This window comes from Streptomyces sp. NPDC031100, from assembly GCF_055570785.1.
The window spans coordinates 20,731-36,013 of sequence record NZ_JBVIGN010000002.1; the positions used below are offsets into that span (position 1 = coordinate 20,731).

Below are 15,283 nucleotides of genomic sequence, written 5' to 3' on the forward strand. Positions count from 1 at the left end.
ATCCGCCCCGGGAGCGCCGCGCTCAGGCTCTCAGGCGCAGACCGCGCGGGGTCGCGATGAAGCCCGCCGCCTCCAGGAGGGTGCCCACGGGGGAGGTCAGGGCCTGGGCGCCGTTGATCCGCTCCACCGTGACCGTGCCGAGGGAACCCGCGCGGGCGGCCGCGGCCAGGGCCTCGGCCGCCGTGCGCAGGCGGGGGTCGTCGGTGGCGGCGGCATGCGGTTCTGAGGGCCAGGCCAGCAGTGTCTTGCCGCCGCGCTCCATGTACAGCGTCAGCTCGCCCGCCACCAGCACCACCAGCGAACCCGCCTTGCGGCCCGGCTTGTGCCCTGCCCCGTTCGGCGGCTCCGGCCAGGGAAGCGCCGCGCCGTAGGCGTTGGCGGGGTCGGCCGCGGCGAGGACCACCGCGCGGGGGTCGGGGGACGACGCGTCCGTACGGCGGCCGCCGAAGCCTCTGGGCGCCGGCGAGCCGTAGGAGGAGGCGGAGCCGCCGCCCCGGGGGCCGCCGTAGCCGGGGGAGGCGAAGGGGTCGGCGACTGGAGCCAGGTCGCGGGCAGAGACATATTCGTCTGCACGAGGGTTCGCCGGTGGCCAGGTGAAGTCGCCGTCGAGGCCCGGGTGGGCGAGCCCGCCGTCGGCCTGGTCGAACGCGTTCGGAGTGGTGTGGCCGCCGTCGAGGAACAGCGGGTTTCCGCTGCCGCCGCCGAACCCGTCCGGCACGCCCGGGGTGAGCAGGTCCTCGCCGCGTTCGCGGGCGTTGGAGATCGCGCGGAGGCGGTCGACCGCACCGTCCATCGCGAACTGGGCGGCGCCCAGGCCCTCGACCACGTAACCGCGCCGCGCCTGTCCGCTCTCCTCGAACGCCGACAGCACCCGGTACACCGCCGAGAAGCCGCCCTCGACGCCCTCCGCGGCGACCGCTCCCCGGGTGACCACGCCGTGCCGGTCGAGGAGGGTGCGGGCCAGCGCGTGGGCGCGCACGGTGGCGTCCGGTTCGGACGCGGCGAGCAGGGACCAGCGGCCGGCCACCGTCGGCGGGCCGCTGCGGGAGGCGGGGCGGGCGGCGGCCGTCAGGGAGCCGTAGCGGCCGCGCGGGACGGTGCGCTTGGCGCGGTGGGCCGTCGAGCCCGCCGTACGACCCGAGCCCAACAGAGAGCGCATCGGGGCGAGCGTGTCATTGGTGAGCCGGCCCGACCAGGCCAGGTCCCACAGGGCGTCGGCCAGTTGGGGATCGGTGACGTCGGGGTGGGTGGTGGCGCGCACCTGGTCGGCGATCTGGCGGAAGAACAGGCCGTAACCGCCGGAGAGGGCGTCCAGGACGGACTGGTGCAGCGCGGTCAGCTCCAGGGGGTGCGGGGGCGGCAGGAGCAGCGGGGCCGCGTCCGCCACGTACAGCGAGACCCAGCCGTCCTTGCCGGGCAGGGCACCCGCTCCGGCCCACACCACCTCGCCCGCAGCCGTGAGTTCGTCGAGCATCGACGGCGAGTAGTTCGCCACGCGGGAGGGCAGCACCAGCTTCTCCAGGGCGGAGGCCGGTACGGAGGCGCCCTGCAACTGCTCGACGGCGCGCACCAGTCCGTCGATGCCGCGCAGTCCATGACCCTTGCCGATGTGCTGCCACTGCGGCAGGAACTGCGCCAGCGCGGCCGGTGGCACCGGCTCCAGCTCGTGCCGCAGCGCTGCCAGGGAGCGGCGGCGCAGCCGGCGCAGTACGGCCGCGTCGCACCACTCCTGGCCGATGCCGGCCGGGTGGAACTCGCCCTGTACGACACGGCCGTTCGCGGCCAGCCGGTGCAGGGCGCCCTCGGTGACCGCCACGCCCAGGCCGAAGCGGGCCGCGGCGGTGGCCGACGTGAACGGGCCGTGGGTGCGGGCATAGCGCGCGAGCAGGTCGCCCAGCGGGTCCTTCACCGGCTCGGTGAACGCCTCGGGGACGCCGACCGGCAGCGCCGTGCCGAGCGCGTCGCGCAGCCGGCCCGCGTCCTCGACGGCCGCCCAGTGGTCCTGGCCTGCGATCCGGACCTTGATGGCCCGACGGGCGGCGGCCAGCTCTCGTGCCCACTGCGGCTCGGCGCCCCGCTCGGCCAGCTCGGCGTCGGTGAGCGGGCCGAGCAGGCGCAGCACGTCGGCCACGCCCTCGACGTCCTTGACGCGCCGGTCCTCCGTCAGCCACTGCAGCTCGCGCTCCAGCTCGGTCAGCACGTCCGCGTCGAGCAGCTCGCGCAGCTCCGCCTGGCCCAGCAGCTCGGCCAGCAGCCGGGAGTCCAGGGACAGCGCGGCGGCGCGGCGCTCGGCGAGCGGGGAGTCGCCCTCGTACAGGAACTGGGCGACGTACCCGAAGAGGAGGGAACGGGCGAAGGGGGACGGCTCCGGGGTGGTGACCTCGACCAGGCGGACCTTGCGGGACTCGATGTCGCCCATCAGCTCCACGAGCCCGGGGACGTCGAAGACGTCCTGAAGGCACTCGCGGACCGCCTCCAGGACGATCGGGAACGAGCCGAACTCGCTCGCCACCTGAAGCAGTTGGGCCGCCCGCTGACGCTGCTGCCACAAGGGGGTGCGCTTGCCGGGGTTGCGGCGCGGCAGCAGCAGCGCGCGGGCGGCGCATTCACGGAACCGGGAGGCGAACAGGGCGGAGCTGCCGACCTGGTCGGTGACGACCTGGTCGACCTCGCCCTTGTCGAAGGCGACGTCCGCCGCGCCGACCGGCGCCTGCTCGCTGTCGTACTCGGTGCCGGCCTTCATGGGCTCCTGGTCGAGCAGGTCCAGGCCCATCAGGTCCGCGTCGGGCAGGCGCAGCACGATGCCGTCGTCGGCGTGCATGACCTGCGCGTCCATGCCGTACCGCTCGGAGAGGCGGGCGCCGAGCGCGAGGGCCCAGGGGGCGTGGACCTGGGCGCCGAAGGGGGAGTGGACGACGACCCGCCAGTCGCCCAGCTCGTCGCGGAAGCGTTCGACCACGATCGTGCGGTCGTCCGGGACATGGCCGCAGGCCTCGCGCTGCTCGTCCAGGTACGACAGCACGTTGTCCGCGGCCCACGCGTCCAGGCCCGCCGCGAGCAGGCGCAGCCGGGCGTCGTCCTTGGGCAGCGAGCCGACCTCGCGCAGGAACGCGCCCACCGCGCGCCCCAGTTCGAGCGGGCGGCCCAGCTGGTCGCCCTTCCAGAACGGCAGCCTGCCCGGCACGCCCGGCGCGGGGGAGACCAGGACGCGGTCGCGCGTGATGTCCTCGATGCGCCAGGAACTCGTGCCCAGCGTGAAGACGTCCCCCACCCGGGACTCGTACACCATCTCCTCGTCCAGCTCGCCGACCCGGCCGCCGCCCTTCTTGGGGTCGGCACCGGCGAGGAAGACCCCGAAGAGGCCCCGGTCGGGGATCGTGCCGCCGGAGGTGACGGCGAGGCGCTGGGCGCCCGGGCGGCCGGTGATCGTGCCCGCCACGCGGTCCCACACCACGCGCGGGCGCAGCTCGGCGAACGCGTCGGACGGGTAGCGGCCCGCGAGCATGTCGAGGGTCGCCGTGAACGCCGACTCGGGCAGCGAGGCGAAGGGGGCCGCGCGGCGGACCGCGGCGAGGAGGTCGTCGAACTGCCAGGTGTCCAGCGCCGTCATGGCGACGAGCTGCTGGGCGAGCACGTCCAGCGGGTTCGCGGGGACCTTCAGGGACTCGATGGCGCCGGTGCGCATCCGCTCGGTGACCACGGCCGCCTGGACCAGGTCGCCCCGGTACTTGGGGAAGACCACGCCGGTGGACACGGCGCCCACCTGGTGCCCCGCGCGGCCCACGCGCTGGAGCCCGGAGGCCACCGAGGGCGGCGACTCGACCTGCACGACGAGGTCGACGGCGCCCATGTCGATGCCCAGCTCCAGGCTGGACGTGGCGACCACAGCGGGTAGCCGGCCCGCCTTCAGGTCCTCCTCCACCAGGGCGCGCTGCTCCTTGGAGACCGAGCCGTGGTGCGCGCGGGCGATCACCGGGGGTGCGCCCTGGGCCGCCCCCGAGCCGCCCATCAGCTCGGCCGGGGCGTGATGCTCCTCCAGCGTCTCGCCGGTCGCCCGCTCGTAGGCGATCTCGTTGAGCCGGTTGCACAGCCGCTCCGCCAGACGCCGCGAGTTGGCGAACACGATCGTGGAGCGGTGGGCCTGGACCAGATCGGCGATCCGCTCCTCCACATGCGGCCAGATCGACGGCTTCTCCGCCCCCTCGTTCCCGTCGGCCGCCGGGGAGCCGCCCAGCTCGCCCATGTCCTCGACCGGGACGACGACGGAGAGGTCGAACTCCTTGCCGGACTCCGGCTGGACGATTTCCACCTTGCGGCGCGGCGAGAGATACCGGGCCACCTCGTCCACCGGGCGCACGGTCGCCGACAGACCGATCCGGCGGGCCGGCTTCGGCAGCAGCTCGTCCAGCCGCTCCAGGGACAGCGCGAGGTGGGCGCCGCGCTTGGTGCCCGCGACCGCGTGCACCTCGTCCAGGATCACCGTTTCCACGCCCGTCAGCGCGTCACGCGTGGCGGACGTCAGCATCAGGAACAGCGACTCGGGGGTGGTGATCAGGATGTCCGGCGGGCGCGTGGACAGAGCACGCCGCTCGGCGGGCGGGGTGTCGCCGGAACGGATGCCCACCTTCACCTCGGGCTCGGGCAGGCCCAGGCGCACGGACTCCTGGCGGATACCGGTCAGCGGACTGCGCAGGTTCCGCTCGACGTCGACCGCGAGAGCCTTCAGCGGAGACACATACAGCACCCGGCAGCGCTTCTTGGGGTCGGCCGGGGGAGGCGTCGAGGCCAGCTGGTCCAGGGCGGCCAGGAACGCGGCCAGCGTCTTGCCCGAGCCGGTCGGGGCCACCACCAGCACGTCCGAGCCCGCGCCGATGGCCTGCCACGCGCCGGCCTGGGCCGCGGTGGGCGCGGAGAACGCCCCCGTGAACCAGCCGCGGGTCGCGGGGGAGAAGCCGTCGAGGGCTCGGTGTGCGGAGCTGACCATGCGTCCATCCTGCACCCCGCCACTGACAATCACGCCGACCTGCGCAATCGCGGGAGAGCAGGGGGACGGGAGCGGTCGGTGGGCGGGACGGACAATGGTCGTATGGCGGGATCAGGGGAGCGGGCGCGCCACTGGCGGTACGAGCAGCTGCCCGGCGTCGACCTGCTGCGCGCCCGGTACATCCGCAAGACCTTCGTCCGGCACACCCACGAGAACTTCGTGATCGCGGCCATCGCCGACGGCGTCGAGGTCTTCCACCACCGTGGCTCCGACGTGTCCGCCGGCGCGGGAGCCCTCGCGCTGGTCAATCCGGACACACCGCACACCGGCCGGGCCGGCGTGCCCGAGGGCTGGCGGTACGGCGCGGTCTATCCGTCGCCTCAGGTGGTGGCCGAGATAGCGGCGGAGACCACCACGATCCGCGGCACGCCCGGCTTCGCCAGCCCGGTCCTCGACGACCCGTACACGGTCCGCCTGGTGCACCAGGTGCTCCGCGCCGCCGACGAGGGCAACGCACTCGCGGCCGACACCCTGCTGCGCGTGGCCGTGACCAGGCTGCTGCGGCTCAACGGCGGGCCGCTGCCACAGCGGCGGACGCGGACGGCCGGAGCGCGGATCGCCGCACGCGCGCGTGCCGTGCTGGAGGAGCGGATGACCGAGCCGCCGACCCTGGAGCGCCTCGCCACCGACCTCGGAACCAGCCCGTTCGCCCTGCTGCGGGCGTTCCGGGACGCCTACGGGATGCCGCCGCACACCTGGCTGACCGACGCCCGGGTGCGCCGCGCGCGGCTCCTGCTCGACGCGGGTACGGCACCCGCCGAGGCGGCCCTGGCCGTCGGCTTCACCGACCAGCCGCACCTCAACCGGCACTTCACCCGGATCGTCGGCGTACCCCCGGGCGCCTACCGACGCGAGCGCAAGAACGTACAAGACCCGGGCTGACGGCCGCCCGTACCGTCCGGGGCGTGGCACAAGACATAGCACTGGCGGATCAGGCCGCCGACGGCACGGAAAAGCCCGACGCAGCCGTCGTACGGGACGCCCTGGGCGTCGGCGTCGCCGTCGGCCTGTCCGGGTTCGCCTTCGGCGTGACCTCGGCCGGCAGCGGACTCGGGCTCCTGCAGACCTGCGCGCTCAGCCTCCTGGTGTTCACCGGCGCCTCCCAGTTCGCCCTCGTGGGCGCGCTCGCCGCCGGCGGCAACCCGTTCACGGCCGCCGCCGGCGCCTTCTTCCTGGGCGTGCGCAACGCCTTCTACGGGCTGCGCCTGTCGCAATTGCTGGCCCTCCCGCGCGCGGTGCGGCCGCTGGCCGCGCAGTGGGTGATCGACGAGACCACGGCGGTGACCCTGGCCCAGCCGACCCGGCGTGCTGCGCGGCTCGGCTTCACCGTCACCGGGCTCAGCCTGTATCTGCTGTGGAACCTCACCACGCTGCTCGGCGCACTCGGCGCGAAGGCCATCGGGAACACCGACGCGTGGGGCCTGGACGCGGCCGGTCCCGCCGTCTTCCTGGCCCTGCTCGCCCCGATGCTGAAGACGCCAACCGAGCGCGCGGTCGCGGGCCTCACGGTCCTGCTCGGCCTCGGCCTGCTGCCCGTCCTGCCGGCCGGCGTACCGGTCCTGGTGGCGGCCCTGGCGGCGCCGGCCGCGCTGTTCGCCGAGGGCCGGCGCGGCGGTCGTAGCCAACAGGACGCACCAGCCGGACGGGACGGAACCGAGGAACCGGTCGGACCGAAGGAGGACCGATGAACACCTGGATCGCGATCGGCATCACCGCTCTCGGCTGCTACGCCGTCAAGCTCGCCGGGCTGCTCGTGCCCGCAGGCGCCCTGGAGCGGCCGCTCGTCCGACGGCTCGCCGCCCTGCTGCCCGTCGCCCTCCTCGCCGCGCTCACCGCCCAGCAGACGTTCGCCGACGGGCACGCGCTCGTCCTGGACGCCAGGGCCGCAGGGCTCGGCGCGGCCGCCGTGGCGCTCGTGCTGCGCGCACCGTTCCTGCTGGTCGTCGCGGCGGCCGTGGTGGTCACGGCGGGCGTGCGGGCGATCGGCGGGTGAGGACGGCCGGGCTCAGCCCATGAAGCGGCCGTACGCCCTGAGGGTGCGCAGGGCCTCGATCGTCACCATGGGGCGCGCCTCCACCGTGGGGACCGGCGCCCACTGGCGCCAGCGGACGGGCCAGCCGCCGTCCTCCTGCTGCTCGGCGGCGAGGAAGTCCAGGGACCGTGCCATCTCCTCGTCCGTGAACCACGCGCGCGCGAGCGACAGCGGACTCTTCGCGAAGTCGTGCGGGAAGTGGTGCTCGCCCGGGGCATAGCCGGAGGCGACCGGAAAGGCGTCGAGACGGTCCGGGTCCAGGACGGCCAGCCGCTGCTCGCGCACCAGACGGCCGAGACGGTCGGCGGCGGCCTCCGCGCGCGGGCGGTCGGGAGCGGAGTCCAGGAAGGCCACCGCGGCCTCCACCTCGTAGGGATGGGACCTGTCCAGGGACTCCACCGCCAGCCAGCAGAAGTCGGTGGCCCGGAACAGCCAGGCGTGCCACACCTCGTTGCGGTGCAGCACGCCCACGACGGGCCCGGTGGCGAGCAGCTCGCTGGGAGGGTCGTCCACGACCGGGACGAACGGCGCCACCGGGTAGCCGCGCTGGCTGGGACGGACCGCCGGCAGGGCGCCGTCCGCGGTGGAGACGGAGGTCAGATAGCGGCACACCCGCTCCACCCGCTGCCCGCCGCAGCGCCCGACGGCATCCAGCACGCGCAGCGCGTGAGCAGTGTGCAGAGGCTGGCTCACAGGGCCGCGCAGATCGGGTTCCAGCGCGTGGGCGTACCCGCCGTCCTCGTTGCGGTAGGCGTCCAGCGCCGCCTCCACCGGAGCGGCGGCGCCGTTCAGGAAGTGGTACGCGAAGAGCCGCTGCTCCAGCACGCGCGCGGTCAGCCAGACGAACTGCTCGGCGCGGAAGAGCGGGGAGCGCGCCGGGGACGTAGGGGGGAGTGGGGAAGCTCCTGTTTCGGCCATGCGACAGACCGTAGGACGGAAAGCGGTCTCGGCAAGCGGTCCCCGGCAGGCCCCACCCCCAGGGGCGGGATACTGGTGTCATGCGGTTGACGGTCTTCTGGCAGCGGATGGCGGAGCACTTCGGTCCGGGGTACGCCGACACCTTCGCGCGCGATCATGTGATGTCCCAGCTGGGCGGGCGCACGGTGAACGAGGCCCTGGACGCCGGCTGGGCGGCCAAGGACGTGTGGCGCGTGGTCTGCTCGGTCATGAACGTTCCGGGGGAGAGGCGCTGACCGGGCGCGAAGATCGCAAGGGGGCAGCGGACTGTCAGTGGCGTGGGCGAGACTTGCACCGTGCCACCCACTGACGACACCGGGCAGCTCGCCCAGCACGCACCCTCGTTCGGTACGACGCCGCCCACCCGGCCCCCGGCCGAGGGCGCCGCCGCGCCGGGCACCCGCATGCCGCGCTGGCTGCCGCGCGCCATGGTGCTCGCGCTCGCCCTGATCGCCGCCTTCCAGCTGGGCAGCTGGGCCTTCCACCAGCTGACCGGCCTGCTGATCAACATCCTCATCGCGTTCTTCCTGGCCCTCGCCATCGAGCCCGCCGTGAGCTGGATGGCCGCCCGCGGCATGCGCAGGGGGTTCGCGACCTTCCTGGTCTTCCTCGGCCTGCTGATCGTCACCGCCGGCTTCATCACGCTGCTCGGCTCGATGCTCGCGGGCCAGATCATCAAGATGGTCGAGGGCTTCCCGGACTACTTCGACTCGGTCATCCACTGGATCAACCAGACGTTCCACACCGACCTCAGACGCGTGGACATCCAGCAGGGCCTGCTCCGCTCCGGCTGGCTGCGCAAGTACGCGCAGAACAGCGCGGCCGGCGTGCTGGACGTGTCCGCCCAGGTGCTCGGCGGGCTGTTCCAGCTGCTGACCGTCTCGCTGTTCTCGTTCTACTTCGCCGCCGACGGGCCCAGGCTGCGCCGCGCCCTGTGCTCCGTACTGCCGCCCGCCCGGCAGGCCGAGGTGCTGCGCGCGTGGGAGATCGCCGTGGACAAGACCGGCGGGTATCTGTACTCGCGCGGCCTCATGGCGCTCATCTCCGGCATCGCGCACTACATCCTGCTGGAGGCGCTGGGTGTGCCCTACGCGCCCGTGCTGGGTGTCTGGGTGGGCCTGGTGTCGCAGTTCATCCCCACCATCGGCACGTATCTCGCGGGCGCGCTGCCCATGCTGATCGCGTTCACGGTCGATCCCTGGTACGCGCTGTGGGTGCTGGTCTTCGTCGTGGTCTACCAGCAAATCGAAAGGCTACTAAACGTGCTCTCACCTGCGGAAACGTACCGTGAGCTAGCTGCCCGGGTGCTCCAGCTGAGTGCGGAGGAGCGCGGTCAGCTCCTCGACCAGCTAGGGGATGGACCACGACGAAGCGACACCCCAAGACCTCGTACAAGCACCCCCCTCCCCAGGCCCAGGAAGGCTATGCCCGTGCGTGTCGTCCGAACCGGATGAGAGTTCAAGTACGGGACCCGGCGTAGATGCCCAGTGGGCGGCGCCCTTCGTCGGCACCAGGAACCAGGCGCCTTAGGGCGTGTCCGGTGAGTCGTGTGACGGGGCTGCTGGTACATCCCCCGTACAGCCCACAGCGATTGCCGTAGCGCGACAGTTCGGATTCGATGGCAGCGAGCCCCGACTCGTCAGTGGGGGGCCTCTCAGCGTCGTCGAACGAAGGAGACACGCCCATGTCCACAGGCAAGGTGCAGGAGTGGGACTCGGAATCCGACCACGGCTCGATTCAGGAGGACAACAGTCCTCACTTCCTGGAATTTTCCTCCCGTGACTTGAAGAACCCTGCCGAAGGCAAGACGTTGCGGGCACAGGACAAGGTCTCTTTCAAGATGGACAGCCCCGGGCACGCGGTAGACGTCCAGAAGTGCTGAGTCCGGCGGGCCACGTGGCAGACCCGCCGGGCACGCCCTAAGAGGCGAGACGAACAAGTGGAAGCCCCCTTGTCCCGACCTGAACGGGGCAAGGGGGCTTGTGTACCTACCTCACGAGCTGATGAACCCGGGACAGGCGGTCAGACTGCGCCGAACTCTCCGGCCTTGACGCCTGCCACGAAGGACGAGAACGCGTCAGCAGGGAAGTCCACAACCGGACCGCTCGGGGTCTTGGAGTCACGGACGGGGACCACGCCGCGCGAGGCGACGAGGTTTGCGGCGACCTCGATGCAGTTGCCGCCGTTGGAGCTGTAGGAGGACTTGACCCAGCGGGGGGATTCGGTCGTCACGGGGTGCCCTTTCGCAACTGGTTGATCACGGCCACGGATTCTGTCTGTGACAGCGCTTCGGCCTGCAACTGATGGTAGGCCGACAACGCAGACAGGACGAACGTGGATTCGCGGTCCAGGTGCCCCCGGGCCTGGGACTCCGCGTACGCCATCATGGACCGGTCCGGCAGCGTCAGTAGGTTGATCGGCAAGTTGAACGGGCGTCGCTCGCCTATGTCGTACGGGGCAACCTGAAGCATGGAGTTCGGTAGTGCGGCGAACTCAACGAGGTGTTGCAGCTGCTCGCTCATGACCTCGGCGCCACCGACGGGCCGGCGGATGCAACTTTCATCTATCACCACAAGCATCGTGGGCGGGCGGGACCGTACTAGCGTCGCCTGCCGCTCCGCCAGAACCGAGACGCGTTCATCTGCTTGTTCGGGTGTGATGGTGCCTCGGCGTACATCACCGTCCGCCAGGGCGCGTGCGTACGCGGGTGTCTGAAGCAAGCCGGGGATGATCCCAATCTCAAACAACCGGATCTCTACTGCTCGCCCCTCGTACCCAACGTACTCAGGGAACCCCTCCAGCAAGGAGCCGTGTTGAAGTTCGCGGTACTCGCGCTCGAACCCGTCAGCTGTGCCCTCGATACCGAACACCCTGTCTGCGCTACGCGAGAAACGAAGGGTTGGAGGCTTCCGCCCAGTTTCAACCGCTGAAATATGCACACTGGAATATTCCATGCGTTCGCCAAGGTCATCTTGGGTCCAGCCGCGTGACTCCCGCAAGCGGCGTAGACGTGCTCCGTAGGCCGCCTGGGGAGAGGCATCCGGGTTCAACTCCTTGCGATTCAAGGGTTGTTCACCGACCTTTCGTTCTCATCCAACAGGTTGAATGGTTCCCAGGCATGGGCCACGCTGAACCTCCCCGGTAGTCGTAGCACTACGGAGAGGAGCGGCCGTGTTCGGTAAGCGCAATCTCGCAGAACCGCACGAATCCTCCACGCCCCGCCCGGCTGACGACGTGGCGGAGCTGGAAGCGCTCGTAGCCGCTGGTGGGTTCTGGTGCCTGGCCCCGGACTGGGTACCGCGCGCCGGCTACGCCCTGTCGACCCCCGCCGTACTGCGGGCTGTTGAGAACGGGCTCAAGAGGAGGTTGAGCGATGAGCGATAGCACGCCTGCGCTCCGCGCACCGGAGCTTGAGCCTGTACCCGTGGACGGCTGCTCGTTCTGCGCAGCCGCTGCACGACAGCGGGAAGCGGCGCATCGGCTTGGCAACGTGGCGAGCGTCCGCAGCGCCAGCGAGGCGATCCGGCAGCATCCGCACCGCCGGGCAACGGACGTGAGGGAGGGAGCAGCGTGAACGCCGATTTGCCCCCGATCCAGTCGGCGCTGAACTGGCCGCCGTGCCAGTGCGGCAAGCCCAACTGCCCCGACGCCCCACCGAAGCACAGGGGGGCCGACAACCGGTCCGACAGCCCCACCACGCAGCGTCTCCGGTCCCTTGTGGAGCGGGAGAACCGGCGTGTGCGCTGACGGGAGGTGGAGGCGCTACAGCGGTAGGCGTGATCCGGCGTCCGGTGTGATCGCGTTCCCGCGCGGAGCGCTCCCTCCTTCCGCATCCCCGAGTGCAAGCGATGCAGAGGAAGGCGAGAGATGACGTGTGACAAGCGGCTGGAGGTGCCCGAAGGGATGCGCAAGGCGGCACTGGACTTCCCGGGCAGCGTGCCGTTCGGCGACATCCCGTTGCCAGATGACGTGTCGTGCGAACTCGACAAGCACCCCTACGGCGAACACGCCGCGATCATGCGGGACCTGGGCGAAGGTGCCGCCGTATGGATCACTTGGAATTGTGACGGGGACGACGACTCCGACGACATCAAGGTGCAGCGCCGTGACGTCTGCAAGTCGTCTGGCGGGGACCTCGTCTGCTGGCTTCCCGAAGCGCATCGGGGCGGCCACTCCTGGGAGCGATACGAGTGAGCCACGTTGAATGCAGCGCGGAAGGCCCCAAGCTGGATGACAGCAGCTGGGAGTACTTCAAAGCCCGGTTCCCCGCCAAGCTGGATTCCCTGAGGGCGCCATGCGCGGGGCCTGTTGACCCCGAACGGTGCCCCATGTGCCGGGCTTTGCGAGGGGCGCTCAAGGAGTCGCTGGAGACCAAGAACGCCGCAGCAGGAAAGGCGGTCTTGTACGCCATGCGCGACCACATGGTTTACGGCCACCCGAAGGACTCACGGACGCTGGGGCGGGCCGATGGCTGACGCGAAGCTGCCTGAAATAACGGTCGGCATGGTCGTCTACGACAACCGCCGTGACATGGTCGCGAGAGTCACGGGGATACGAGGAGCCACGGTTGCCCTTGTCCGCCCCATGGGCCGTCCGTGGTGCTCGCGCTGGGTCTCCGTCCGCCCGGCAACGGAACGGGAGCAGAGACAGCTCCAGGCGCTTGCGCGGCTCTGCATCCAGCGCCGCAAGGGTCTGCGAACCCCCGCCTAGCCCCCGCCCTGGCCGGATGATCCCCCTCCCACCCGCTCTCCGGTCAGGGCGGGCACCAATTCCTCTGTCGCTCTCCCTGAGTTGGGCGATCCTCAAGCGGGGGGAACAGCGAGTGTGCGACAGAGAGCCCGTGAGACACAGCTGAGTCGCGAATATCAACGGCCGCGTCGGCTGATATCCGGTCCGACCCCGGACACGGGCGCCACCCCTTGTAGTCCAGTGGGAAGGCGGCACTTCAGCGTGGCCCGGGTGGCTTGGCGCTGGTGAGGACCCCGGTTCGATTCCGGGCAAGGGGACGGCCGATGGCGTAAGCAGCCGGACGGCTCGCAAGTGCAGAACCTCAAAGAGCCAAGGAAGGAACCCAATGGGCACGAGCACCGATTACAAGGCATCCGCGCTTGACCTCCTCAGCGGGGACGAGGCGAACCGTGTTGCCGCCCTGGTCATCCGCGACAACGAAGGCGTCAACGACCAGGCCCTTGCCCTGTCCATCGTGGACGAGGCGCTGAAGTTCCTTGCCGCCTCGAACAGCAACACGAGCGGCAAGGCTCTGCGTCCCTCGCGCGTCGTTGACATGGGCTGGCACGCCCTCATCCTGCACACTGAGACGTACTTCAACGTGTGCAGCAAGCAGTTCGGTCGCTACATCCACCACCGCCCCGAGGGCCCGGAGACGCTGCGCCGAGACGCGACCACGCTGGACAACACCACCGAGGCCATCCGCGCGGCCGGCTACGCCCCCAACGAGTACCTGTGGGGCGACAGGGCTGAGACTGAGATCAAGGGCGGCGACTGCATGCACACCGAGTGCAACGACGACAACGGCGGGGGCTCCTGCACGGCGCCGCAGATCTTCCCCGGCTCCTGAGAACCGGCTGAAAGGCCATCACAGCGGGTGCTGACGGCCCTACACTCGGTACCTGACTGCGAGGAGGGGCGATGGACGACTCCACATGGATTGACCCCCGTTACGCCAAGTTGGTCGAGAAGTGGGGCGAGTTGTGTCGGCAGCGAGCCAAGCGGGGCACTGTTCGCGGCTGCCCCTCCTGCCATGGTCTGGGCACTGTCGTGATGGTCGACTTGAACACCAAGCAGCCGATCACAGAGACCTGCACGTGTTCGTCTGCTAGGTAGTCAGAACCCAAGATCGCCCCGCTCGTGCGCTGCTCCCCGTGGCGCACGGGCGGGGCTTTGTCTGCCCGGTGTGCGTTTGCCCGTCGTCTTGACCGGCACACACTTATCCGGATAAGTGGTTGACCGTTCTGGTGTGAGTGTTGGATGCTGGCGGCTCATCCGGATGAGTGGCTGACCAACGGTGGGTTGGCAGCTGCCTGTCCTCTTCCGAATTGAAGGGGTTTCGATCATGGGACGTAAGGCCCTGCGGGCGCTGGTCGTGTCGGGTGCACTGGTGGCCGGCGTCGGCCTGGTGGGCACCTCGGTGGCATCGGCGGTGATCCCGGATCCGGGGTACTCGGTGGTTCACTCCGGCGGGACGGCGGCGATCCAGAACGAGGGTCCGTACAAGACGGCGACGGTCAACGGGTTGCGAGTGCGCACGGGTCCGGGCACGAACCGGACGATCCTCGGTCTGGTCTACCGGGGGCAGCGTGTTCGGGCCATCGCGACGGCTCGCGACCGCCGCGGGCAGCGCTGGGACAAGGTGAGGCTTCAGAGGGCTTCGCCGGGCGGCCTGCCTCGGGGCTTCACGGGCTGGGTCTCGGAGATGTACCTCTACTGACCCAGTGTTCAGTAAGTCTGTGCGACCAGCGATCGGCCCCCTCTCTGCTTCGGCGGGGAGGGGGCCCCTTGGTGGGGGCGTATTGACTGGACCGATACCAAAGTTGACAGGCAGTAGCCGTGCATATGCGCTTGGCTCGAAGTAGACTGCGTGGTCTGTTTTCCGATTGCACACGCGTTCGGTTCGCGGGGTGGCCGGTCGCCCATGAACAGTCGGCTTGACTGGGGAGAGTTGCGCGATGGTAGAGAACACGTCGCCGGGCGGGGGCTACGGCGGTCCTGATGACGCCGTATTCGTGACAGGAGTTGACTACGTGTCAGCCTGGCTGGAGGCGGACCAAGTGGCGCAGGAACTGAACGCTGCGCTTGAGCAACTCGGCTTCTGCGTGCGACTGGTGCGCGCGGTACCGCACGCGGGTCCCCACGGTGAACCGGTGGTGTGGCTCCGCCTAGAGAGCGCGCGTGTGATTGCTCAGGCCCTGGGTGCGGCGGTGGGAGAACGGCGGCGGGCGGGTTGATGATGCGCGGCCGGACGATAGCTGAGAAGGAACGGTAGATGGCATGAGGAGGGACGGCTGGCGGACGGCGGCAGGTTCGCGTGTCCCCATGCTCGGGCCGACGGTGAGCCGGTGGTGGGGCTGCGTTCGGAGGGAGCCCGGTTGCTCGCGCGAGAGCTGGAACGAGGGGGAAGGGAAGACGGGATGAGGCGGGATGACTGGCGTACGGCGGCGGGCTCGCGCGTGTGGGTCGAGACGGATCGGCGCGGGGAGTTCATACGGTGCGAAGGGTGCCGAAGGCCGATC

Annotated in this window: 12 protein-coding genes, 1 tRNA gene and 1 pseudogene; 10 read left to right on the forward strand and 4 right to left on the reverse strand. The window is 70.6% G+C overall.

What is annotated here, in order from left to right:
* Positions 1–22 precede the first annotated feature (22 nt).
* On the reverse strand, positions 23–4,984 hold the full coding sequence (locus ACZ5DS_RS04425; RefSeq protein ID WP_468233952.1) for an ATP-dependent helicase: 4,962 nt from the start codon (positions 4,982–4,984) through the stop codon (positions 23–25).
* Positions 4,985–5,086: 102 nt separating this feature from the next.
* Between ACZ5DS_RS04425 and ACZ5DS_RS04430 the strand changes: the two are divergent.
* The 3 genes and pseudogenes from ACZ5DS_RS04430 to ACZ5DS_RS04440 all read left to right on the forward strand — a co-directional run.
* A pseudogene (locus ACZ5DS_RS04430) lies at positions 5,087–5,923 on the forward strand (AraC family transcriptional regulator); the annotation flags it as partial.
* Between the two features lie 26 nt (positions 5,924–5,949).
* Complete coding sequence (locus tag ACZ5DS_RS04435; protein WP_468233955.1) at positions 5,950–6,732, forward strand: AzlC family ABC transporter permease; 783 nt, start codon at positions 5,950–5,952, stop codon at positions 6,730–6,732.
* Entirely contained in the window at positions 6,729–7,037 is a 309-nt protein-coding gene (locus tag ACZ5DS_RS04440) for an AzlD domain-containing protein (RefSeq protein ID WP_468233958.1), read from the forward strand. Before ACZ5DS_RS04435 ends, ACZ5DS_RS04440 begins: the two co-directional genes overlap by 4 nt.
* Positions 7,038–7,049: 12 nt before the next feature.
* On the opposite strand, the gene ACZ5DS_RS04445 is transcribed toward ACZ5DS_RS04440, so the two are convergent.
* The gene (locus ACZ5DS_RS04445) at positions 7,050–7,994 is read right to left on the reverse strand and encodes a prenyltransferase/squalene oxidase repeat-containing protein (RefSeq protein WP_468233961.1); all 945 of its coding nucleotides are present in this window, start codon (positions 7,992–7,994) and stop codon (positions 7,050–7,052) included.
* An 80-nt stretch (positions 7,995–8,074) separates the two neighbouring features.
* Between ACZ5DS_RS04445 and ACZ5DS_RS04450 the strand changes: the two genes are divergently transcribed.
* The 3 genes from ACZ5DS_RS04450 (at position 8,075) to ACZ5DS_RS04460 (ending at position 9,915) form a co-directional block, all read left to right on the forward strand.
* Positions 8,075–8,269, forward strand: a complete 195-nt coding sequence (locus tag ACZ5DS_RS04450; RefSeq protein WP_468233963.1) for a DUF3046 domain-containing protein — start codon at positions 8,075–8,077, stop codon at positions 8,267–8,269.
* 60 nt (positions 8,270–8,329) lie between these two features.
* On the forward strand, positions 8,330–9,487 hold the full coding sequence (locus ACZ5DS_RS04455; RefSeq protein ID WP_468233966.1) for an AI-2E family transporter: 1,158 nt from the start codon (positions 8,330–8,332) through the stop codon (positions 9,485–9,487).
* Positions 9,488–9,717: 230 nt separating this feature from the next.
* Complete coding sequence (locus ACZ5DS_RS04460; RefSeq protein WP_468233969.1) at positions 9,718–9,915, forward strand: hypothetical protein; 198 nt, start codon at positions 9,718–9,720, stop codon at positions 9,913–9,915.
* A gap of 140 nt (positions 9,916–10,055) precedes the next feature.
* Here the strand turns inward: ACZ5DS_RS04460 and ACZ5DS_RS04465 are convergent, their stop codons facing one another.
* Together ACZ5DS_RS04465 and ACZ5DS_RS04470 are read right to left on the reverse strand one after the other, a co-directional pair.
* Positions 10,056–10,265, reverse strand: coding sequence for a DUF397 domain-containing protein (locus ACZ5DS_RS04465; RefSeq protein ID WP_468233972.1), 210 nt, complete (start codon positions 10,263–10,265; stop codon positions 10,056–10,058).
* Complete coding sequence (locus tag ACZ5DS_RS04470; protein ID WP_468233975.1) at positions 10,262–11,098, reverse strand: helix-turn-helix domain-containing protein; 837 nt, start codon at positions 11,096–11,098, stop codon at positions 10,262–10,264. The genes ACZ5DS_RS04465 and ACZ5DS_RS04470 overlap by 4 nt, the downstream gene beginning before the upstream one ends.
* Before the next feature lie 802 nt (positions 11,099–11,900).
* Here ACZ5DS_RS04470 and ACZ5DS_RS04475 point away from each other — a divergent pair.
* The 4 genes from ACZ5DS_RS04475 (at position 11,901) to ACZ5DS_RS04490 (ending at position 14,481) form a co-directional block, all read left to right on the forward strand.
* Positions 11,901–12,227, forward strand: a complete 327-nt coding sequence (locus ACZ5DS_RS04475; protein ID WP_468233978.1) for a hypothetical protein — start codon at positions 11,901–11,903, stop codon at positions 12,225–12,227.
* 721 nt (positions 12,228–12,948) lie between these two features.
* Positions 12,949–13,039, forward strand: a tRNA-OTHER gene (locus tag ACZ5DS_RS04480).
* 68 nt (positions 13,040–13,107) lie between these two features.
* Positions 13,108–13,611 (forward strand): glycine-rich domain-containing protein, encoded by a 504-nt coding sequence (locus tag ACZ5DS_RS04485; RefSeq protein ID WP_468233981.1) that lies wholly within the window; start codon positions 13,108–13,110, stop codon positions 13,609–13,611.
* 495 nt (positions 13,612–14,106) lie between these two features.
* On the forward strand, positions 14,107–14,481 hold the full coding sequence (locus ACZ5DS_RS04490; protein WP_468233984.1) for an SH3 domain-containing protein: 375 nt from the start codon (positions 14,107–14,109) through the stop codon (positions 14,479–14,481).
* Positions 14,482–15,283: the final 802 nt, after the last annotated feature.

Coding starts and splice junctions, on each gene's coding strand:
- ACZ5DS_RS04425 (WP_468233952.1), bottom strand. CDS start 4,984: ATGGTCAGCTCCGCACACCGAGCCCTCGACGGCTTCTCCCCCGCGACC.
- ACZ5DS_RS04440 (WP_468233958.1), top strand. CDS start 6,729: ATGAACACCTGGATCGCGATCGGCATCACCGCTCTCGGCTGCTACGCC.
- ACZ5DS_RS04445 (WP_468233961.1), bottom strand. CDS start 7,994: ATGGCCGAAACAGGAGCTTCCCCACTCCCCCCTACGTCCCCGGCGCGC.
- ACZ5DS_RS04450 (WP_468233963.1), top strand. CDS start 8,075: ATGCGGTTGACGGTCTTCTGGCAGCGGATGGCGGAGCACTTCGGTCCG.
- ACZ5DS_RS04460 (WP_468233969.1), top strand. CDS start 9,718: ATGTCCACAGGCAAGGTGCAGGAGTGGGACTCGGAATCCGACCACGGC.
- ACZ5DS_RS04475 (WP_468233978.1), top strand. CDS start 11,901: ATGACGTGTGACAAGCGGCTGGAGGTGCCCGAAGGGATGCGCAAGGCG.
- ACZ5DS_RS04485 (WP_468233981.1), top strand. CDS start 13,108: ATGGGCACGAGCACCGATTACAAGGCATCCGCGCTTGACCTCCTCAGC.
- ACZ5DS_RS04490 (WP_468233984.1), top strand. CDS start 14,107: ATGGGACGTAAGGCCCTGCGGGCGCTGGTCGTGTCGGGTGCACTGGTG.